Consider the following 19,674-nt stretch of genomic DNA (forward strand, 5'->3'; position numbering starts at 1 on the left):
CACGATGTTTACGGGAATTGTCGCGGCAGTCGGCCGCATTGCAGCGATCAAGCCGCTCGGCAACGAGCCGGACGCCGGCGTCCGCCTGACCGTCGAAGCGGGCGGCCTCGATCTCGACGACGTGCAACTGGGCGACAGCATCGCGATCCAGGGCGCGTGCATGACCGTGATCGACAAAACGCCGGTTTCGTTCGACGTCGACGTGTCACGCGAAAGCCTGAACCGTACGGAGGGCCTCGGCGACACGGGCGAAGTGAACCTCGAAAAGGCGCTGCGCTCGCACGATCGCCTCGGCGGCCATATCGTCTCGGGCCACGTGGACGGCCTCGGCACGGTGACGCGCTTTGCGCGCGTGGGCGAATCGCACGAACTGCGCGTGCTCGCGTCCCGCGAGATCGGCAAGTATCTGGCGTACAAAGGCTCGATTACCGTGAACGGCGTGAGCCTCACCGTGAACTCGGTGACGGACCGCGACGACGGCTGCGAGTTTTCGATCAATCTGATTCCGCATACGGTTGAAGTCACCACGCTCAAGGCCTTGAAGGAAGGGACGAAGGTCAATCTGGAGATCGACCTGATCGCGCGCTACGTCGAGCGGATGCTCAACGCACCGAAGTAGTCTCGCGCGTCTCTACGCGGCTGAACATTCGTCCGGATGGTATATGCCGTTCGGACGGGCGACTTGCCGGGCGGCGTGGCGTAAAATACGCGCTTTCCCAAACTTCTCGCCAACATGACCCTCGCCTCCACCCTTGAAATCATCGCCGAGCTCAAAGCGGGCCGGATGGTGATTCTTGTCGACGAAGAAGACCGCGAAAACGAGGGCGACCTCGTCATCGCAGCGGAATTCATCACGCCTGAAGCGATCAACTTCATGGCGCGCTACGGCCGCGGCCTGATCTGTCTGACGCTTACGCAGGAACGCTGCAGGCTGCTGAACCTGCCGCTGATGACGCACCGCAACGGCACGCAGTACGGCACGGCGTTCACCGTCAGCATCGAGGCGGCCGAAGGCGTCACCACGGGCATTTCCGCGGCAGACCGCGCGCATACCATTGCCACGGCCGTGGCGGCAAACGCGCGCACCGAGGACATCGTCCAGCCGGGCCACGTGTTCCCGATCATGGCCCAGCCGGGCGGCGTGCTGGTGCGCGCGGGTCACACGGAAGCAGGCTGCGATTTCACGGCGCTCGCGGGCCTCACGCCCGCTGCCGTGATCTGCGAAGTCATCAAGGACGACGGCACGATGGCGCGCCTGCCCGACCTGCTGACGTTCGCTGAAGAGCACGGCCTGAAGATCGGCACGATCGCCGACCTCATCCACTATCGCAGCCGCACGGAATCGATCGTCGAGCGCGTCTGCGAACGGACGATGCAAACCGTGCACGGCCCGTTCCGCGCGGTGATGTATCTGGACCAGCCGAGCGGCCAGCCGCACATGGCGCTGGTGCGCGGCACGCCCACGCCGGACCGCGAAACCATGGTGCGCGTGCATGAGCCGCTCTCGGTGCTGGATCTGCTGGAAGTCGGCACGTCCACGCACTCGTGGACGCTCGACGCCGCCATGAAGGAAATTGCCGCGCGCGATCACGGCGTGATCGTGCTGCTGAACTGCGGCGACTCGAAAGAACACATGATCGACGTGTTCAAGGCATTCGACGAAAAGAGCCGGGCCGAGGCGCTCAAGCGCCGCCCGGTGGACTTCAAGACGTATGGCATCGGCGCGCAGATTTTGCGCGAACTCGGTGTCGGCAAGATGCAGGTGCTGTCGAACCCGCGCAAGCTGGGCAGCATGTCCGGCTATGGGCTCGAAGTCACCGGCTTCGTGCCGATGCCGGGCAGCGCGGCCGAAAAGCCGCAGAACTGCTGAACGCATCAACTGTTTTCACAACCAGTTTTCGCTCAGTTCCCGCTTATCTGCGCTCAACCAACACACTACGGATCTCATATGGAAATCGGACAATACCAACCGAATCTCGACGGCGACGGTCTGCGCATCGGCATCGTCCAATCGCGCTTTAACGAACCCGTTTGCAACGGCCTCGCGGACGCATGCATCGAAGAGCTCGAACGCCTCGGCGTGACGGGCGAAGACGTGCTGCTCGTCACCGTGCCGGGCGCGCTGGAAATCCCGCTCGCGCTGCAAAAGCTGGCTGAAAGCGGCCAGTTCGACGCGCTGATCGCGCTCGGCGCGGTCATCCGCGGCGAGACGTATCACTTCGAACTCGTGTCGAACGAAAGCGGCTCGGGCATCTCGCGCATTGCGCTCGACTTCGGTACGCCCATCGCAAACGCCGTGCTGACGACGGAAAGCGACGAGCAGGCCGTTGCCCGCATGACCGAAAAGGGTCGTGACGCGGCGCGCACCGCTGTCGAAATGGCGAACCTCGCGGTCGCGCTGGAACAGCTGGACGGCGGCGACGACGAGGAAGACGAAGACGAGGACGACGAAGAGGAACGGGCATGAAGAGCGCACGCCGACGCTCCCGCGAACTGGCCACGCAGGGGCTTTATCAGTGGCTGCTGTCGGGTTCGCCGGCAGGTGAGATCGACGCGCAGTTGCGCGGCGCCCAAGGTTACGACAAGGCCGACCACGAACATCTGGACGCGATCCTGCATGGCGTGATCCGCGATTCGGAGGCATTGTCCGCCGACCTCACGCCCTGCCTCGACCGCCCGATCGACCAGTTGTCGCCCGTCGAGCGCGCGGTGCTGCTGGTGGCGGCGTACGAGCTGAAGAATCACGTCGACATTCCGTATCGCGTCGTCATCAACGAGGCGGTCGAGCTCGCGAAGACCTTCGGCGGCTCCGACGGCTACAAGTACGTGAATGGCGTGCTCGACAAGCTGTCGGTGAAACTCCGCGAGGCGGAAACGCAGGCGGCCGGCCGCAAGCAGTAAGCGCGCGCGACGCGCGTAGCTGGCTTCAGATGTTGGCGATGCAGGCGGGTCCGGCGTTACGCGGGCCCGCCTTTGTTTTTTTGCGCGACTGTACTCGCGCATCTGATTGAACTGGACTCATCGAATGAACAGCGTGACCGAACCCCTCGTGAAACTGGCCGCCCGCGTCGACGCCATCCAGCCGTTCTATGTGATGGAACTGGCGAAAGAAGCGGCGCTGCTGGAGCGCGCCGGGCGCGACATCATCCATATGGGAATCGGCGAACCCGATTTCACAGCGCCCGAACCCGTGATCGAAGCCGCCACGCAAGCGCTACGGAGCGGCGTCACACAGTACACGAGCGCGCTCGGCATTTACCCGCTGCGCGAGGCGATCGCCGGTCATTACAGGCACGCGTATGGTCTGGACATCGATCCGGCGCGAATCGTCGTGACGGCGGGTGCCTCGGCCGCGCTGTTGCTGGCGTGCGCCGCGCTCGTCGATCGCGACGACGAAGTGCTGATGCCCGACCCGAGCTATCCGTGCAACCGCCATTTCGTCGCCGCCGCCGAGGGCAAACCTGTGCTCGTGCCAAGCGGGCCGGCCGAGCGCTTCCAGTTGACGGCCAATGACGTCGAGCGCCTGTGGAATGCGCGCACGCGCGGCGTGCTGCTCGCCTCGCCGTCGAATCCGACGGGTACGTCGATCGAGCCGGCTGAACTGAAGCGCATCGTCGAAGCGGTCCGCGCGCGCGGCGGCTTCACGATCGTCGACGAGATTTATCAGGGCTTGAGTTACGACGCGCCGCCCGTGTCGGCGCTGTCGTTCGGCGAGGATGTCATCACCGTCAACAGCTTTTCGAAGTACTTCAACATGACCGGCTGGCGGCTGGGCTGGCTCGTGGTGCCGCCCGCGCTCGTCGGCGCATTCGAGAAGCTTGCGCAGAATCTGTTCATCTGCGCGTCGGCGCTTGCGCAGCACGCGGCGCTCGCCTGCTTCGAGCCGGATACGCTCGCGATCTACGAAGGGCGCCGGCTGGAGTTCAAGCGCCGCCGCGATTTCATCGCGCCCGCGCTTGAATCGCTGGGCTTCACGGTGCCCGTCATGCCTGACGGCGCGTTCTATGTCTACGCCGACTGCCGCAGCGTCGCGCATCCGGCCGCCGGCGACAGCGCCGCGCTGACGAGCGCGATGCTGCACGACGCGGGCATCGTGCTCGTGCCGGGCATGGACTTCGGCTCGTATCAGCCGCGCGAGTACATCCGGCTGTCGTATGCGACTGCGTATTCGAAGCTCGAAGAGGCCGTCGAGCGTCTGCGGAAGCTGTTCGGCGGGTAAGTACGCCGCGACGGTGCCGTCGCGTCGCCGAAAACTAGCCTCAAGGCGTAAGAGAACCCGCCACCCAACGAAAAAGGGCACCCGGAGGTGCCCTTTTCTTTTACCCAATCAGTGTGTCCGAACGCGATCAGGCGCCCAGTTCAGGCTGCTGCGCCACGTGCTTCGCCGCATTCGCGCTCGCGTCATCCTGCTCCGCGCCCTTCACCGGCGTTGCGGCACTCAACGGGTGGCCGTCGAGCGTCATCTGCACGCGCTTGTTCGCACCATTCGACGCCGCTGCTGTGGACGTCGACGTCGAAGCGGTCACCGTCGACGGTGACTGCGGCGAGTTGATCGGCACCTTGCGGCCGCGCGCGATATCGCGCAAGCGCGTACGTTCGGCCATCACCTTCGCGCCGTAACCGCCGTCGTCCTGCGACGTCGAGCCGACGTACAGGCGCAAACCGCCCGGCAACGAACCGCCGCGCGCGATGCAATCCTTCAGCACGATCGCGCCGACCTTGATGTTCGCGAGCGGTTCGAGCGCCGCGTTCTGGCCGCCGAAGTACCGGAACTTGTCCGAGTGAACCGTCGACATCACCTGCATCAGGCCCTTTGCGCCCACGCCGCTTTCCGCGTACGGGTTGAAACCCGACTCGATCGCCATCACGGCGAGCAGCAGCAACGGGTCGAGGCCGACTTCGCGGCCGGTGTCGAACGCAGCCTTTACGAGCTCGCTAACGGGCTCCTGAGCAACGCGGTAGCGCCGCGCGATGAACGTCGCGACGAGGTCCTGCTCGCGGGTGGAAATCAGCACGCGGTCGTCACGGGCGTCAGGCGACACGCGTTGCGACGGAATCATCGAAGCGATCGTGCCGACGCTCGGCAGCGTGCGCGGATCGAGGCCGTTGAGCGCAGCCGACGAAAGGCCGGTGCTCACGCCCGAGCCGGACGGAGCCGTGAAGCTGCTGTTGTCGCCGGCGACGTTGTAGCCGGCGTCAGCGGCGGCAGCCGCCGAGTTGGGGTTGTCCTTCGGGCTCGATGAGATGGACGAGCTCGACAGCGTATCGTCTTGCGGCGCCGCGTTGCCGCGCTGTTGAGGCGCGAACGACGGCAGCGGGTTGCCCTGCAGCAGACGGGCGGGGCCAGCCTGCACGGCGGCCGTGACGAAGGGCATCAGCCGCGTTGCCAGCGTCAGGCGCCAGCTCGGCATCAGCCACAGCGTGAGCGCGAACAGGACAGCGAATCCGCCAACCACGCTGAATAGATGATGACTTACACGCGTCCCTTGACGCAGCGCGCCGCGCATGACTTGCGCGATCCGCTCGTTGGGACGCCACGATAACCAGGCGTTCATTCAGATCTCCCATGTTGCTGGCTTTCGCGAACACCGTTAGAACGACCGGCTGGACTGCTGTTCGAAAGAGCCAAGACGCCGCCTGCTCTGGTTAAGGCGACAACGACGTCGGGAAAACGGCAAAAAGTACCGTTGGGGAGCCAAAATCTTAAAAAAGACCGCCTGCATGCCAAAAAGCACGCATGCGATGGCTCCCACGCGAAAAAGCCAGCGTCGATATGCGCTGGTGGAGACTACATATGACCGTCAATACCGTGCAGGAGCGGTAAGAGCGACGCGTTGCGTCTGAAGGACCGGGGGACGGTGGTAAAAACTATCAATTCCCTGCAACCGATGTGACCGGATTCTAGCAGGGTTTTATAGATCGTCAACACTATAGACTGTCAAATCTATAACTAATTGTAATAATGAACACTGTTCAGTCCGCCGGATCCCCCTGCACAAGGGGGTTTCCAGCCGATTGGCAATTTCGGTATTCAACGTGCGCTTCCTAACGCAGGTAAAATCGACAATCCGTTCGGGCCGCTTGTTGGTCGGTTGATCGTCACCGCGCCGCCCGCTTCGCCACCGTTTTCAGCCCTTGCATGGCCGCTTCGCGGCTGCCAGACCGGACCGATGAAATACAAAGACCTGCGCGACTTCGCGAGCCGCCTCGAATCGCTCGGCGAACTGCGCCGTATCTCGCAAAACGTGTCGCCTATCCTGGAAATGACCGAGCTGTGCGATCGCGTGCTGCGTGCAGGCGGCCCGGCGTTGCTGTTCGAGTCGAAGCAGACTCATGCGTTCCCGGTGCTCGGCAATCTGTTCGGCACGCCGCGGCGCGTCGCGCTCGGCATGGGCATCGATACTTCCGCGCAAGGCGGCGCCGCGGACAGCGACAGCGCGGCGCTGGAGTCGCTGCGCGATGTAGGGCGTCTGCTGTCCGCGCTGAAGGAGCCGGAGCCGCCCAAGGGCCTGAAGGACGCGGGCAAGCTGCTGTCGCTCGCGAAGGCGGTGTGGGACATGGCGCCGAAGACGGTGAGCGCCCCGCCCTGCCAGGAAATCGTCTGGGAAGGCAACGACGTCGATCTCGCGAAGCTGCCTGTCCAGACCTGCTGGCCCGGCGACGCGGGGCCGCTGATCACCTGGGGGCTGACCGTCACGCGCGGGCCGAACAAGACGCGGCAGAACCTCGGCATCTATCGTCAGCAAGTGATCGGGCGGAACAAGGTCATCATGCGCTGGCTCGCGCATCGCGGCGGCGCGCTCGACTTCCGCGAGTTCGCGCTGAAGAACCCCGGCAAGCCGTATCCCGTCGCCGTGGTGCTCGGCGCCGATCCTGCGACGATCCTCGGCGCGGTGACGCCCGTGCCCGATACGCTGTCCGAATACCAGTTCGCCGGCCTGCTGCGTGGCGGACGCACCGAACTGGCGAAGTGCATCACGCCCGGCGTCGACACGCTGCAAGTGCCCGCGCGCGCGGAGATCGTGCTGGAGGGCTTCATCTACCCGCAGGAGGCCGCGCCGGCGCCCGCGCCCGAAGGCGCGCCGCCGCGTCCGACGAAAGGCGCGAGCGCCGCGTACGAACACGCGCTCGAAGGCCCATACGGCGATCACACCGGCTACTACAACGAGCAGGAGTGGTTCCCTGTCTTCACGATCGAGCGCATCACGATGCGCCGCGACGCGATCTATCACTCTACCTACACCGGCAAGCCGCCCGACGAACCCGCCGTGCTCGGCGTCGCGCTGAACGAGGTGTTCGTGCCGCTTTTGCAGAAGCAGTTCACCGAGATCACCGACTTCTATCTGCCGCCCGAGGGTTGCAGCTACCGGATGGCGATCGTGCAGATGAAGAAGAGCTATCCGGGCCACGCAAAGCGCGTGATGTTCGGCGTATGGAGCTTCCTGCGGCAGTTCATGTATACGAAGTTCATCGTCGTCGTCGACGAGGACGTGAACATCCGCGACTGGAAGGAAGTGATCTGGGCAATCACGACGCGCATCGACCCGACACGCGATACCGTGCTGGTCGATCGCACGCCGATCGACTATCTGGATTTCGCGTCGCCCGTCGCGGGTCTCGGCTCGAAGATGGGGCTCGACGCGACCAATAAATGGCCCGGCGAAACCGACCGCGAATGGGGCCGGCCGATCGTAATGGACGATGCCGTCAAGGCGCGCATCGACGGCTTGTGGAACGAACTCGGTCTGTGAGTCGCGCAGGTTTCAATAACAACAAATCATCAACACGGTTGGACGGATGCATAGCTTGTCGATGTTGTCGGACGGTTTTTTTCTGTCGTTGTCGTTGTGCCTCGATATCGGTCTCGTCAACGTCGCGATCATCTCGCTGACGTTGTCGCACGGCTTCAGGCCCGGCTTCTGGCTCGGCCTCGGTTCCTGTTTCGGCGATCTCATCTACGCGGCGCTCGCGCTTGCGGGCATGGCGGCGCTGCTGCAGTTCGAATCGGTGCGCTGGGTCGTATGGATCGGCGGCGCGGCGATCCTGCTTTTTCTGACGTGGAAGATGGCGCGCGAGGCGCTGGTTCCGGCCTCGGCACCGCCCGTCGAAGGTGAAGCCGACGCGTCGACGCCGCATCTCGATCCGACCCGCGGCTTCCTGCGCGGCGTGCTGCTCGCCGTCTCGTCGCCGAGCGCGATCCTGTGGTTTGCAGCCGTCGGCGGCGCGCTGATCGCCAAGGCCGGCGCGACGACGGTGACGACTGCGCCTGTGTTCCTCGGCGGCTTTTTTCTCGGCGGACTATGCTGGACGCTTTTCATCTGCGGACTGGCGAGCCACGGGCGCAAACGCGCGGGCACGGGCCTGCTGCGCATCTGTCACGTGTTATCGGCGCTGCTGTTCGCTTATTTCTCGTACAGCGTGATCGTCAACGGCTACCACGATCTGATCGTGCAGACGGCGCACGCGGCGAGCTGACAGGAGTCGCGCCCGCGACGCTATCGGTCCCTGAAATGCAAACGGCGCAACGCGGCGGTCAGCCGGCGTTGCGCCGTTTTTCCATTCAGCCTGCGTAGCGCCGATGTGCTACGTAGCCAGAACATCAATAGCGATAGTACGGACGGCCGTAATAGCCGTGATGGTAATAAGGCCGGTGATAGCCGCCGTAATACCCGCCGACTACGACAGGCGGCGCATAGATCACGGGCGGCGGTGCATAAACCACGGGCGGAGGCGGCGGCGCGTAATACACGGGAGGCGGCGCGGCATACACGGGATAAGCAGGCGCCACGGGCACACCGATGCCGATACCGACGGACACATGCGCCTGCGCCGCAGTGGCCATACCCACCCCGAGTGCGGCTGCAGCGATAAACGGAACGATCTTCTTCACTTGTATTTCTCCTGGCGGCTCGGCCACCACGACCGGGTCGCATGACGGACATGCTCTGAATTCAATTTATCGAAAAAGCCTGCATGCCGTTGTCTGCATTTGTTGCAAATTGCAATTACCGTAAAGCGGTTCGTCGGTCAGCGCTCTTTCTATATTGATCAGATGATGCAGATCATCGCGAAAATCAAGGGCTTGGCCGTCGATCGCTTGCGAATCGGGCGTCCTGACCGCCTTTGCACGTCGCGCCTGGCGCGCTTCGGTAATGTTTATTTACAAAATTCACCGACGGGTGTTGCGGGCTCGCATCAGGAGCCGCCGAAGCGAAAAAGCGCCCGCCAATGAAAAACGCCCGGCGCGTGGCCGGGCGTTTCGCGTGATCGGAAATGAAACGAGCGTCAACCGACTTTCACGTAGGTGAACTCGCGCGTGACGTTAGGCGGCACATAAGCGCCGCTGATCTTGACCCGTGGCGTAAGGCGCTTCTTCTGATCCCACCAGCGACGGCGTTGGGAATGCGTGAGGAACCGCAAGTGCTTTCGGTAAGCAAAGATGCTCATCGTGACCTCCCGATTCTGACTGCGAGACATTGAAAACCAAGGTGACTGCCAATTCACTCCTACGGAAATCCTGAGGCAGTTTTCGCGCCTGTTTGCCCGTGCTGCCACGACCGTGTGTTCGCGAGCGGCCCTGAAAGCATCAGTTGACCGCGAAACGCACGTCTGCATGCGCCCAAACCACGTGCGGAAACCGCCAGTTTGCGCCCTGTATTTATTGGAGCGCGATACTCCAGCTTCCGTCCTCAGTCCGTCGGGAGCAGGAACCATGTCCCAGCCCTCCTTGCCACGCCTGGGCTTCGTCGGCGCGGGCCGGATTGCGCGCTGTCTTGCGCTCGGCTTCGCACGCGCCGGATATCCCGTCACGGCCATTGCGAGCCGCTCGCCCGAATCGGCACGGCAACTCGCCAGTCAGATCGAATCCTGCGCCGCGTATGACGACCCTCAGCGGATCGTCGAGTCGGCGGACATACTCTTTTTAACCGTACCCGATGACAGCATCGGTTCGACAGCGAACACACTCACGTTTCCCGCCCGCGCGGCGCCCGGCAAGGAAGCCTGGGCCGTCGTGCATTGCAGCGGTGCGTCGCCCGTCGAACTGCTTGCCCCGGCTCGGGACCAGGGCGCGTCGATCGGCGGTTTTCATCCACTTTACCTGTTCAGTGGCGATTTGACAGATGTCGATCGCATCGCCGGGTGCTCGGTGACGATCGAGGCCAACGGCGCGCTCAAGGACGCGCTGATGGCACTCGCCGCCGCATTGCGCTGCCATCCGCTGTCGATTCCCGCCGGCGGCCGGCTTCTGTATCACGCGGCGGCCCACTATGCGGCGAGTTTTGCCTTATGCAGTCTGGCTGAGAATGTGAATCTTTGGCGCAAGCTCGGCTTCGACGAACACGACGCGCTGCGCGCGCTACTCCCGATGATGGCAGGCACGCTCGAAACCGCACGCGACCGGGGCCTCGCCAACGCGCTCGCGGGACCGGTTTCGCGCGGCGACCTGGGCGTGGTGGAAAAGCAACTGTCGCTGATGGAGGAAATGGGCGGCGACCATGGCGCGCTGTTCGGATTGATGTCGCGGCGGGCGGTCGCGCTCGCGCGCCTGCGCGCGACGCCGCCCGCCGCCGTCGACGCCATCGGCGCGGCAGTCGAGCGCTCGCTGACCCGCACGCTCAAAGGCGCGGCGAAAGGTGCAAGCGCCGAGTAAGCCGTGATAATGTGACGTCCGGCATGAGCGGGCCTTCATGATTGCCGTCCCTTACGGGGCACGGCGGCACGGACGGCCCGCCGGCAACGCTGGACCACCACGCGAGCAACGATACGCAGCAGGCGCACGACGCCTTCCTGCGCATCGCGACCAATCGACGAGAACGCACAATGATCAAGGTCAGCATCCTCTATCCGTATCGAGAAGGCGGACGTTTCGACGTCGACTATTATTGCGGCGCGCACATGCCGCTCGCCGCGAAGCTGTTCGGCGCGGCGCTGAAGGGCTGGTCGGTCGACATCGGCATCAACGCCGGGCCGCCGGGCTCGCCGCCGCCGTTCGTCGCGGCCGGACATTTCCTGTTCGATACCGCCGACGCGTTTTATGAAGTCTTCAAACCCGCCAGCGACACATTGCTCGCCGACATTCCGAATTACACGGACGGCGGCAACGGCAAGATCCTGATTAGCGAAGTCAAGGTCGCGGTCTAGCGCCGCGACGGGCGCGCACAACCATTCTGGTGAGACGCGCAATGCACGTCGCGCGCTCGATGTTTACAGCCGTCCGCCGGCCCGCCGGCGCCATGCGTCCCGCTTGACGGGACGTTTTCTGAAGGAAAGGACCCACGATGTTCGGCGATATCGCCCGTTTTCTGCTCAATACCATCTTCACGCTGTTCGGCGCGGCGTTGCTGCTGCGCGCCTGGCTCCAGTTCATCCGCATGCAGCCGTACAACCCGGTGTCGAGCGCGGTGATGCAAGTGACCAACTGGCTCGTGCTGCCGCTGCGCAAGATCATTCCCAGCACGCGCGGGATCGACTGGGCGAGCATCGTCGCCACGCTGCTCACGTCGCTCGTGTATGTCGTGCTGATGGTGGCGATCGTCGGCGTCGATCCGCTCGGACTGATGCCGTCGCTGCTGATCGTCGCGCTGCTGACCGTGATCAAATGGGCACTCAACCTGCTGATCTGGCTGACCATTCTGATGGCGCTGCTGTCGTGGCTCAATCCGCGTTCGCCCGCCATGCCGATCCTGTATCAGCTGACAGCGCCGTTTCTCGATCCGCTGCGCAAGATCGTGCCGCGCCTGGGCGGCATCGATCTGTCGCCGATCCTGCTGTTCGTGATCGTCCAGGTGTTGCTGATGGTCGTGACGCGCGCCGCCGTGTCGCTGACGCTGTTCGGCATCTGAACGGGTAGGTGCGCGCCGGGTGCGCTGCGCATCCGGCGATTTGCCCAAAGCCGCCGAAACCGCGTAAAATAGCGCGCTCTGCGGGCGTCGTATAATGGTAATACCCTAGCTTCCCAAGCTAGAGCCGTGGGTTCGATTCCCATCGCCCGCTCCAATTTCAGCCGCTCCTCTGCCGCAGCACGCACTGGCGGAGAGACCAGGCGGAGAAGCCAGCGTGAGAGCCGCCTCCCTGAAGGCGGCTTTTTTATAGCGTGCGTCCTGCTGCGAATGTCGTACGACGCTCGAATGACGCGCCCTCACGCACAGCCGTTTCCCGCCGCCACCCTTGTCTTCATCACGATGATTCACGATCCGAACGAAGCCGGCCTGCCGCGCGATCCTTCCGAGTTTTCCAGCGACAACCCGACTGAACTGCCCGAACCGGCCGAAACCGCCGACGCCACCGCGCCCGACAACGCTCTGCACCTGCGCCGCATCCGCAGCTTCGTGACGCGTGCTGGCCGCGTGTCGACGGGACAGCGCCGCGCGATGGACGAACTCGGCCCTCGCTTCGTCATGCCCTACACGGCTGAGCAGCAGGACTGGGAGGCCATCTTCGGCCGCCGCGCACCGCGCATTCTGGAGATCGGTTTCGGCATGGGCGCGACCACGGCCGAAATCGCTTCGCACCGCACCGACGACGACTTTCTCGGTGTCGAAGTGCACGAGCCGGGGGTCGGCGCGCTGCTGAAGCTGATGGGCGACCAGAACCTGTCGAACATCCGCATCATCCAGCACGACGCCGTCGAGGTGCTCGAAAACATGATTGCGCCGCAGAGTCTGGACGGCGTGCACATCTTCTTTCCCGATCCGTGGCACAAGGCGCGTCATCACAAGCGCCGCCTGATCCAGCCGAAGTTCGTCGCGCTGCTGGTGTCGCGCATGAAGCCGGGCGCGTATATCCACTGCGCGACCGACTGGCAGAACTATGCGGAGCAGATGCTCGAAGTGCTCGGCGCGGAGCCCGCTTTGGAGAACACCGCCGATGGCTACGCGCCGCGCCCCAACTACCGTCCTGTGACGAAGTTCGAGAAGCGCGGCCTGCGCCTCGGGCATGGCGTGTGGGATCTGATTTACAAACGTCGCCCGAATAGCTGAAGCGCAACATCGGCTTCAGAAACAGAAACGGCCTGCGGTTCGCAAACCGCAGGCCGTTTTTACATCTGCAGGACTATCAGAGAAGCGGCAGGAACCTCAATCCGCCCAGCTCAACCCGCCGCTGTAGCCGATCAGCAGGATCAACAGACCGAAGCCGATCCGATACCACGCAAACGCGCTGAAATCGTGCGCCGCGATGTAGCGCAGCAGCCAGCGCACGCACGCAAACGCACTGACGAACGCCGCCAGAAAGCCGATCGAGAAAAGCCCGAGCGCATCCGTCGACAGTTCGTGCCAGCCCTTGTGGAGCTCGTAGACGGTCGCGCCGAAAATGATCGGGATCGCGAGGAAGAACGAGAACTCGGTCGCGACGCGCCGGTCCAGCCCGAACAGCATGCCGCCGATAATCGTCGAACCCGAACGCGACATGCCAGGAATCAGCGCGAAGCATTGCGCGAGGCCGACCTTGAGCGCGTCGAGCGGGCTCAGGTCGTCCATCGAATGCACGCGCGCCTGGACGTCGGGCCGGTTGCGCTGCCGCGACTCGACCCAGAGAATCAGTACGCCGCCCACCACCAGCGCAAGCGCGACAGGCACGGGCGAAAACAGCACCGCCTTGATCGACTTCTCGAACAGCAGACCCAGCACGATCGCCGGAATCGTCGCGATGATCACGTTGAGCGTGAAACGGCGCGCCTCAGGCCGTGTCCCGAGCCCCGACACGACGTCGACGATGCGCTGCCGGAACTCCCAGCAGACGGCGAGAATCGCGCCGAGCTGGATCACGACATCGAAAGTCTTTTCCTGCGGCACATCGAAGTTGAGAACACTGCCCGCGACGATCAGGTGACCCGTGCTCGACACCGGCAAAAATTCGGTCAAGCCTTCCACGACGCCGAGAATCAGCGCCTTCAACGTGAGTATCCAGTCCATCCGTGGCCTTTTAGCTTGGAGTTGGTAGGCGATGCGCGGCCGCGTCAGCAAGGATGGCGCGGCCGTCCGGCCGCGCATGTGTCACTTTTCGACGATCTGCACGCGTATGCCGTTTGTAAGGACCGTGATTGTACCGGGTTCGTAGTTCACTCCGGCAAATTGCAGCTGCTCGGGCTTGAATGTATAGACGGGATAGTTGGCCAGCAGCTGGGTGGCCATCAGCGCGGCGGCCGCGTTGATCTGCTGCGCGTAGGCTTGCGCGTTGCCGTCGACGCTGACGTTGTCGACATTGGGCGAGCGCAGCACGACGGAACGGCTCTGCGGATCGTATTCGAGCTGGCTCGACAGCGTGAGCACGCCGTTCACGGGCTGCTGAAGGAACGGACTGGCGAGCCGCGCATCGACCCGCACCGACACGCGGTTCGTATCGGGCAGCAAGCCGACGACGGGATTGCTCAACGCGACATCGAGCACCTGCGACACCGTGCGCTGATACGGAAACTTGCGCTGGACGGCGTCCTGAACCTGCTTTTGCGAAAACGTGTAGTGATCCGGAATAAACGGAAACGTCGACGTTGCGCATGCGGCGAGTGGCGCCGTGACGCTCGCGGCCGCGCAGGCGGACAACACGGAAATCAGAAAGCGGCGCCGTGCGGGCGCAGCGGATTGGGTCATGCGGATTCTCCTGTCGGCCATGCACGATGGCCGCTGTGAAACGGCGCGCGCCGCGTCGGTGTTGCTTGTTTTCCCGGACCCGATCGGCCCATACGGGACCTTGTCGGCGCACGGATTCGAGTGACTGTTTTCCAGCGGATGCGCTGTGCAAAAAGCCGGGCCGCGATCACGGCCGCGTGTCGGCCTCCAGACGCGCGAGCCAGACGAGCGCCTCAGCGCGCGAGCTGCCACACATTTCCGCCTGCGGCTGTAGACCCGAGCAACAGGCCGGACGTTCCGGCTGGCCGAAAATCGCGCAGCGCAGATCGTCGCCGAGCTGCACGCAGCGCACGCCTGCGGGCTTGCCGTTCGGCATGCCCGGAATCGGGCTGGTGATCGACGGCGCGATGCAGCACGCGCCGCAATCGGGGCGGCACGCGTGATCCGCGGTCGCGGACGGCGGTTGAGACAAATGGACGGACACTACGCACTTCCTGAAACACGAACACGCTAAACGGCGGATAAATCGTTCGAAAACTTGACGCCGATCAAACCAGCATTGTGCCATCTGCCGAGTGCGACCTTTTTACCCGATCTCTCGCGCATGTGCTCCCGTACACTCGTTCGAGCTCAACCCACGCTCGCGCGGCGCCTGCCCTGTTCACCCGAGCGTCACAGCGAGCCGCATCCGAAGCGGCTTGCGCATCATCCGGCGGGCGTCTGGAGACCCTTCGATGAACACCGCTCCTTCCGGCCCATTCTTCCCCTCGGCGGATTCGCTGTTCCGCCCCGACCTGCTCGCTAAATACAGCGCGAACGGCCCGCGCTACACGTCCTATCCGACCGCCCTTCAGTTCCGCGACGACTTCCCGCTCGACGACTATCGCCGCGCCGCCGCCGACACAGGCGCGACGGAAACCGACCTGTCGCTGTACTTCCACATTCCGTTTTGCGACACCGTCTGCTTCTACTGCGGCTGCAACAAGGTCGTGACGAAGAACCGCGCGCGCTCGGCGCCGTATCTCGCGCGGCTCAAGCGCGAGATCGCGTTGCAGGCGTCTCTGTTCGATACCGCGCGGCCGGTGTCGCAACTGCATTGGGGCGGCGGCACGCCGACGTTTCTGTCGCACGACGAAATGACGGAGCTGATGGCGACGACGCGCGAGCACTTCCTGCTGCGCAGCGACGCCGAAGGCGAGTTCTCGATCGAAGTCGATCCGCGCGAAGCGTCGCCGAAGACCATCGTGCATTTGCGAAATCTCGGCTTCAACCGCCTGAGTCTCGGCGTGCAGGATTTCGATCCCGTCGTGCAGCGCGCGATCAACCGCATCCAGCCACTCGAGATGACAGCCAGCGTGATCTGCGCCGCGCGCGCGACGGGCTTTCATTCGATCGGCGTCGACCTGATCTATGGGCTGCCGTATCAGACGGTCAGCAGCTTCAGCAGGACGCTCGATACGATGCTCGAACTCGCGCCCGACCGGCTCTCCGTGTTCGGCTACGCGCACATGCCGCAGCTCTTCAAGATGCAGCGGCAGATGGATGCGTCCACGTTGCCCTCGCCTGCCGAGCGGCTTGCGCTGCTGCGGCTCGTGGTCGAGCGTCTGACGGGCGCGGGCTATGTCTACATCGGCATGGACCATTTCGCGCTGCCTACCGATGAGCTCGCGCGCGCTCAGGCGAGGCGCACACTGCATCGGAATTTCCAGGGCTACAGCACGCGCGCCGAATGCGATCTGATCGGCTTCGGGGCGTCGTCGATCGGCAAGGTCGGCGATGTGTATGCGCAAAACGCGAAAGACCTGACGGGCTACGCCGCGGCAATCGACAAAGACGAGCTGGCGATCAAACGTGGCGTGCGCCTCACCGCCGACGACCGGCTGCGCCGCGACATCATCACGCAACTGATGTGCAATCTCGAACTGCGCTTCGACGAGTTCGAAGCTGCGTACGGCATCCGCTTTCATGACGCGTTCGCGCCGGAACTGGAGCGGCTGCGCGCCTTCGAGGACGACGGGCTGGTGAAGATCGGCGCACGGCGGCTCGATGTGGAACTCGCCGGGCGGATGCTCGTGCGCAACATCGCGATGGTGTTCGACCGCTATCTCGGCCAGCAGGCGATGCAGCGCTTTTCGCGGACGGTCTAGCCGCGAGGGCAGGTCGGCTTGCCCGCCGACAGGTTTTCCGCCATAATCTGCGTCTTCGCTTGGTGTCAAAGCCGTGCGAGACAGTCTGCAAAGGCCGCAACACAAGCCCAGGTGGTGAAACAGGTAGACGCAGGGGACTCAAAATCCCCCGCCGCAAGGCGTGCCGGTTCGAGTCCGGCCCTGGGCACCAGAGTTTCTGCTTCACACGAACCCGCGTTCATCGTTAGATGCCGCGGGTTTTGTGTTTTCTGGCCGCGCGCCATGGGCGCAAAAAAGCCGGATCGCCTTACGGCCAATCCGGCTTCTGTTTCATCGACAGTGTCAGAAATGCGGTGCGCTTCAGCGCCCGCCCGCCGCACCCGCCAACTGATGCGCAGCCGCGCGCCTGCGCTTCAAGACATAGCCGACCCACATCAAGAAAAGCCACACGGGCACCAGCAGCACCGACACGTTCAGTCCTGGCGTCATCGCGAGAATGACGAGAATCATCGCCATGAATGCAAGACAGATCCAATTGCCGACCGGGAACCACAGCGACTTGAATACGAGCGTCTCACCCTGCGCGAGCATCGCGCGACGCGACTTCAGATGCGTGAGGCTGATCAGCGACCAGTTCAGCACCAGCGCGGCGACGACCAGCGCCATCAGCACGTCGAGCGCCTTCGCGGGAATCAGGTAATTGATGATCACGCAAGCGAACGTCGCAACCGCCGACAGGCCGATCGCCATATACGGCACGCCGCGGCGATCAACCTTGAGCAACGCGCGCGGCGCGTTGCCCTGCTCGGCGAGGCCGTACAGCATGCGGCTATTCGCATAGACACCGCTGTTGTACACGGACAATGCCGCCGTCAGCACGACCACGTTAAGCACATTCGCCGTCAACCCTGCACCGATCTGCGAAAAGATCATCACGAACGGGCTGCCGCCTTCCGCCACCTGATTCCACGGATACAGCGACAGCAGCACGACCAGCGAGCAGATGTAGAAAATCAGAATCCGGTAGATCACCTGATTCACGGCCTTCGGAATGCTCTTCTGCGGATCGTCGGCTTCGGCGGCCGTGATGCCGATCAGCTCCAGCCCGCCGAACGAGAACATGATCACGGCGAGCATCATGAAAAGGCCATGAAACCCATACGGGAAGAACCCGCCCTTGCTCCACAGGTTTGAGATCGACGCCTGCGGACCGCCATGCCCGCTCAGCAGCAGATAGCCGCCGAATACGATCATGCCGATCACGGCCACGACCTTGATGATCGCGAACCAGAACTCGGTCTCGCCGTACGCCTTCACGTTCGTGAGGTTGATCGCGTTGACGATGACGAAACACACGAGCGCCGACACCCACGCCGGCACTTCCGGCCACCAGAAATGCACATAGGTGCCGACGGCCGTCAGTTCGGCCATGCTGACGAGCACATACAGCACCCAGTAGTTCCAGCCCGACAGGAAGCCAGGAAAATCGCCCCAGTACTTATACGCGAAGTGGCTGAACGAACCCGCGACGGGTTCCTGCGCCACCATCTCGCCGAGCTGCCGCATGATCAGAAACGCGATGAAGCCACCAATCGCGTAGCCGAGAATCATCGACGGTCCCGCCGACTTCAACACGCCCGCCGATCCGAGAAAGAGGCCCGTTCCGATCGCTCCGCCCAGCGCAATCAGTTGGATATGCCGGTTCTTCAGCCCGCGCTTCAGGCCGTCATGCTGCTGTCCGTTGCTCAAGATGTCTCACTCCACTGCATTGAAATACGCACTGCCCGGGCAAAACCCGTCTGGAAAAACCGTAAATTGTACCCTCCGACGTAGTGCCCACCTATCGGGCACGCCCGGCGCGTTCCGCCTCGTGGCGCGCTGCACCCGCACCGGCGCCGCCGCGACAGATTTCCACGCAACCGCCAAACCGTTGCGCAACGTGTCCGAAAACTCCGTGTGATAGCGGTTGTCACCCTGGCCTGCGTTCGGTATGTTCGCAGAATCCCGTCCAGCCGATGGAGTCGCCATGTCGCCGAAACGTCTGCTCTATGCCGTTCTCCTTGGCGCTTGCGTCGCCACAACCGGCGTGTTCGCGCAGACGGGACAACCCGCGCCAGCGGCGGCGCCGACCGCCGCACCTGCGCCGGATGTGCCACCCGCACCGCCCGCGCCGGCCGCCGCCGAGCCTGCACCGCCGCCACCCGCAGCGGCACCGGCTCCAGCGCCCGCGCCCCGCCCCGCCGCCGTAGCCGCGCCGCCGAGCGGCCCAGTGCAGAACATCGTGCTCGTGCACGGCGCGTTCGTCGACGGTTCGAGCTGGAACGGCGTGATCGCGCGGCTGCAGAAGAAGGGCTATCGGGTCGCGTCGGTGCAGATTCCGCTGACGTCGCTGGCCGACGACCTCGCCGCGACCAGACGGGTGCTCGCTCAACTATCCGGTCCGACCGTGCTGGTCGGGCATTCGTGGGGCGGCGTCGTGATTACGGAAGCCGGCTCGGGACCGGACGCGTCGAAGGTGGTCGGCCTCGTCTACGTCGCGGCTATCGCGCCGGACGTCGGCGAGTCGGCGGTCGATATCCTCAAGCGCGGCCCGCAGGCGCCCATCGGCTCGGCGATGATCAAGGACAGCACCGGCTTTCTGTGGCTCGATCCCGCGCGATACCACAGCGATTTCGCCGCCGACGTGCCCGAAACCCTGACGCGCGTGCTGGTCGCCGCGCAGCAGCCGATCGCCGCCAAAGCCTTCGACGAGCGCGCGACGCAAGCCGCGTGGCGCTACAAGCCGTCGTTTTACATCGTGACGTCGCGCGACCGCGCCGTGCCGCCTGAAATCCAGCGCTGGATGGCGCACCGGATCGGCGCAACGATCGTCGAGACGCCGTCGAGCCATCTGGTGCCCGTCGCGCATGCGGGCGCGACGGCGGATGCGATCGACCGCGCGGCGAAGGAGTTCGGCAAGGAATGACGGCCGTGCGGCGCTT

21 protein-coding genes and 2 tRNA genes are annotated in these 19,674 nt (G+C 64.0%); 16 read left to right on the forward strand and 7 right to left on the reverse strand.

The window, feature by feature from the left end; all coding sequences use genetic code 11:
• Positions 1-4 precede the first annotated feature (4 nt).
• The 5 genes from SB822_RS30000 (at position 5) to SB822_RS30020 (ending at position 4,219) form a co-directional block, all read left to right on the forward strand.
• A complete protein-coding gene (locus tag SB822_RS30000; RefSeq protein ID WP_090836101.1) occupies positions 5-619 on the forward strand; it encodes a riboflavin synthase in 615 nt (204 codons plus the stop codon).
• Positions 620-733: 114 nt separating this feature from the next.
• Positions 734-1,870, forward strand: a complete 1,137-nt coding sequence (gene ribBA / locus SB822_RS30005) for a bifunctional 3,4-dihydroxy-2-butanone-4-phosphate synthase/GTP cyclohydrolase II (RefSeq protein ID WP_007589499.1) — start codon at positions 734-736, stop codon at positions 1,868-1,870.
• 78 nt (positions 1,871-1,948) lie between these two features.
• Complete coding sequence (gene ribH / locus SB822_RS30010) at positions 1,949-2,467, forward strand: 6,7-dimethyl-8-ribityllumazine synthase (protein WP_007589500.1); 519 nt, start codon at positions 1,949-1,951, stop codon at positions 2,465-2,467.
• Complete coding sequence (gene nusB / locus SB822_RS30015; RefSeq protein WP_007749953.1) at positions 2,464-2,901, forward strand: transcription antitermination factor NusB; 438 nt, start codon at positions 2,464-2,466, stop codon at positions 2,899-2,901. The genes ribH and nusB overlap by 4 nt, the downstream gene beginning before the upstream one ends.
• Before the next feature lie 124 nt (positions 2,902-3,025).
• Positions 3,026-4,219, forward strand: a complete 1,194-nt coding sequence (locus tag SB822_RS30020; protein WP_090836100.1) for a pyridoxal phosphate-dependent aminotransferase — start codon at positions 3,026-3,028, stop codon at positions 4,217-4,219.
• Between the two features lie 127 nt (positions 4,220-4,346).
• Here SB822_RS30020 and SB822_RS30025 read toward each other — a convergent pair whose 3' ends face one another.
• Entirely contained in the window at positions 4,347-5,555 is a 1,209-nt protein-coding gene (locus tag SB822_RS30025) for a transglycosylase SLT domain-containing protein (RefSeq protein WP_090836099.1), read from the reverse strand.
• Positions 5,556-6,170: 615 nt separating this feature from the next.
• Here SB822_RS30025 and SB822_RS30030 point away from each other — a divergent pair.
• The gene (locus SB822_RS30030) at positions 6,171-7,751 is read left to right on the forward strand and encodes a UbiD family decarboxylase (RefSeq protein WP_090836122.1); all 1,581 of its coding nucleotides are present in this window, start codon (positions 6,171-6,173) and stop codon (positions 7,749-7,751) included.
• 46 nt (positions 7,752-7,797) lie between these two features.
• Complete coding sequence (locus SB822_RS30035; RefSeq protein ID WP_007589507.1) at positions 7,798-8,475, forward strand: LysE family translocator; 678 nt, start codon at positions 7,798-7,800, stop codon at positions 8,473-8,475.
• A gap of 124 nt (positions 8,476-8,599) precedes the next feature.
• On the opposite strand, the gene SB822_RS30040 is transcribed toward SB822_RS30035, so the two are convergent.
• The gene (locus tag SB822_RS30040) at positions 8,600-8,890 is read right to left on the reverse strand and encodes a hypothetical protein (protein WP_090836121.1); all 291 of its coding nucleotides are present in this window, start codon (positions 8,888-8,890) and stop codon (positions 8,600-8,602) included.
• Between the two features lie 99 nt (positions 8,891-8,989).
• On the opposite strand from SB822_RS30040, the gene SB822_RS30045 reads away from it, so the two are divergent.
• Positions 8,990-9,232, forward strand: coding sequence for a hypothetical protein (locus tag SB822_RS30045; RefSeq protein ID WP_035537926.1), 243 nt, complete (start codon positions 8,990-8,992; stop codon positions 9,230-9,232).
• A gap of 53 nt (positions 9,233-9,285) precedes the next feature.
• On the opposite strand, the gene SB822_RS30050 is transcribed toward SB822_RS30045, so the two are convergent.
• Positions 9,286-9,447, reverse strand: coding sequence for a hypothetical protein (locus tag SB822_RS30050; RefSeq protein ID WP_007735200.1), 162 nt, complete (start codon positions 9,445-9,447; stop codon positions 9,286-9,288).
• Positions 9,448-9,712: 265 nt separating this feature from the next.
• On the opposite strand from SB822_RS30050, the gene SB822_RS30055 reads away from it, so the two are divergent.
• From SB822_RS30055 to trmB, 5 genes are all read left to right on the forward strand, one after another.
• Positions 9,713-10,651 (forward strand): Rossmann-like and DUF2520 domain-containing protein, encoded by a 939-nt coding sequence (locus SB822_RS30055; RefSeq protein ID WP_090836098.1) that lies wholly within the window; start codon positions 9,713-9,715, stop codon positions 10,649-10,651.
• A gap of 170 nt (positions 10,652-10,821) precedes the next feature.
• On the forward strand, positions 10,822-11,142 hold the full coding sequence (locus SB822_RS30060; RefSeq protein ID WP_090836120.1) for an EthD family reductase: 321 nt from the start codon (positions 10,822-10,824) through the stop codon (positions 11,140-11,142).
• Between the two features lie 137 nt (positions 11,143-11,279).
• On the forward strand, positions 11,280-11,843 hold the full coding sequence (locus tag SB822_RS30065; RefSeq protein WP_007589519.1) for a YggT family protein: 564 nt from the start codon (positions 11,280-11,282) through the stop codon (positions 11,841-11,843).
• A gap of 80 nt (positions 11,844-11,923) precedes the next feature.
• A tRNA-Gly gene (locus SB822_RS30070) sits at positions 11,924-11,997 on the forward strand.
• 185 nt (positions 11,998-12,182) lie between these two features.
• Complete coding sequence (gene trmB, locus SB822_RS30075; RefSeq protein ID WP_410856250.1) at positions 12,183-12,980, forward strand: tRNA (guanosine(46)-N7)-methyltransferase TrmB; 798 nt, start codon at positions 12,183-12,185, stop codon at positions 12,978-12,980.
• A gap of 96 nt (positions 12,981-13,076) precedes the next feature.
• Here the strand turns inward: trmB and SB822_RS30080 are convergent, their stop codons facing one another.
• From SB822_RS30080 to SB822_RS30090, 3 genes are all read right to left on the reverse strand, one after another.
• Entirely contained in the window at positions 13,077-13,913 is an 837-nt protein-coding gene (locus SB822_RS30080; protein ID WP_007589521.1) for an undecaprenyl-diphosphate phosphatase, read from the reverse strand.
• Between the two features lie 81 nt (positions 13,914-13,994).
• Positions 13,995-14,588: a DUF1439 domain-containing protein gene (locus tag SB822_RS30085; protein ID WP_090836097.1), complete on the reverse strand. Its 594-nt coding sequence runs from the start codon at positions 14,586-14,588 to the stop codon at positions 13,995-13,997.
• 166 nt (positions 14,589-14,754) lie between these two features.
• On the reverse strand, positions 14,755-15,051 hold the full coding sequence (locus SB822_RS30090) for a YkgJ family cysteine cluster protein (protein WP_090836096.1): 297 nt from the start codon (positions 15,049-15,051) through the stop codon (positions 14,755-14,757).
• Positions 15,052-15,301: 250 nt separating this feature from the next.
• Between SB822_RS30090 and hemN the strand changes: the two genes are divergently transcribed.
• Both hemN and SB822_RS30100 read left to right on the forward strand, forming a co-directional pair.
• Positions 15,302-16,714, forward strand: a complete 1,413-nt coding sequence (hemN, locus tag SB822_RS30095; protein WP_090836095.1) for an oxygen-independent coproporphyrinogen III oxidase — start codon at positions 15,302-15,304, stop codon at positions 16,712-16,714.
• 105 nt (positions 16,715-16,819) lie between these two features.
• A tRNA-Leu gene (locus SB822_RS30100) sits at positions 16,820-16,904 on the forward strand.
• 149 nt (positions 16,905-17,053) lie between these two features.
• On the opposite strand, the gene SB822_RS30105 is transcribed toward SB822_RS30100, so the two are convergent.
• Complete coding sequence (locus SB822_RS30105) at positions 17,054-18,442, reverse strand: amino acid permease (RefSeq protein ID WP_007747518.1); 1,389 nt, start codon at positions 18,440-18,442, stop codon at positions 17,054-17,056.
• A gap of 277 nt (positions 18,443-18,719) precedes the next feature.
• Between SB822_RS30105 and SB822_RS30110 the strand changes: the two genes are divergently transcribed.
• Positions 18,720-19,658, forward strand: coding sequence for an alpha/beta fold hydrolase (locus SB822_RS30110; protein ID WP_090836094.1), 939 nt, complete (start codon positions 18,720-18,722; stop codon positions 19,656-19,658).
• Positions 19,659-19,674 lie beyond the last annotated feature (16 nt).

The sequence above is a fragment of the Paraburkholderia sp. SIMBA_054 genome, assembly GCF_046534875.1.
Lineage (GTDB): Bacteria > Pseudomonadota > Gammaproteobacteria > Burkholderiales > Burkholderiaceae > Paraburkholderia > Paraburkholderia hospita.

Coding starts and splice junctions, on each gene's coding strand:
- SB822_RS30060 (WP_090836120.1), top strand. CDS start 10,822: ATGATCAAGGTCAGCATCCTCTATCCGTATCGAGAAGGCGGACGTTTC.
- hemN (WP_090836095.1), top strand. CDS start 15,302: ATGAACACCGCTCCTTCCGGCCCATTCTTCCCCTCGGCGGATTCGCTG.
- SB822_RS30000 (WP_090836101.1), top strand. CDS start 5: ATGTTTACGGGAATTGTCGCGGCAGTCGGCCGCATTGCAGCGATCAAG.
- trmB (WP_410856250.1), top strand. CDS start 12,183: ATGATTCACGATCCGAACGAAGCCGGCCTGCCGCGCGATCCTTCCGAG.
- SB822_RS30035 (WP_007589507.1), top strand. CDS start 7,798: ATGCATAGCTTGTCGATGTTGTCGGACGGTTTTTTTCTGTCGTTGTCG.
- SB822_RS30055 (WP_090836098.1), top strand. CDS start 9,713: ATGTCCCAGCCCTCCTTGCCACGCCTGGGCTTCGTCGGCGCGGGCCGG.
- SB822_RS30050 (WP_007735200.1), bottom strand. CDS start 9,447: ATGAGCATCTTTGCTTACCGAAAGCACTTGCGGTTCCTCACGCATTCC.
- SB822_RS30065 (WP_007589519.1), top strand. CDS start 11,280: ATGTTCGGCGATATCGCCCGTTTTCTGCTCAATACCATCTTCACGCTG.
- SB822_RS30080 (WP_007589521.1), bottom strand. CDS start 13,913: ATGGACTGGATACTCACGTTGAAGGCGCTGATTCTCGGCGTCGTGGAA.
- ribBA (WP_007589499.1), top strand. CDS start 734: ATGACCCTCGCCTCCACCCTTGAAATCATCGCCGAGCTCAAAGCGGGC.
- SB822_RS30025 (WP_090836099.1), bottom strand. CDS start 5,555: ATGAACGCCTGGTTATCGTGGCGTCCCAACGAGCGGATCGCGCAAGTC.
- SB822_RS30020 (WP_090836100.1), top strand. CDS start 3,026: ATGAACAGCGTGACCGAACCCCTCGTGAAACTGGCCGCCCGCGTCGAC.
- nusB (WP_007749953.1), top strand. CDS start 2,464: ATGAAGAGCGCACGCCGACGCTCCCGCGAACTGGCCACGCAGGGGCTT.
- SB822_RS30030 (WP_090836122.1), top strand. CDS start 6,171: ATGAAATACAAAGACCTGCGCGACTTCGCGAGCCGCCTCGAATCGCTC.
- SB822_RS30110 (WP_090836094.1), top strand. CDS start 18,720: ATGTCGCCGAAACGTCTGCTCTATGCCGTTCTCCTTGGCGCTTGCGTC.
- ribH (WP_007589500.1), top strand. CDS start 1,949: ATGGAAATCGGACAATACCAACCGAATCTCGACGGCGACGGTCTGCGC.
- SB822_RS30085 (WP_090836097.1), bottom strand. CDS start 14,588: ATGACCCAATCCGCTGCGCCCGCACGGCGCCGCTTTCTGATTTCCGTG.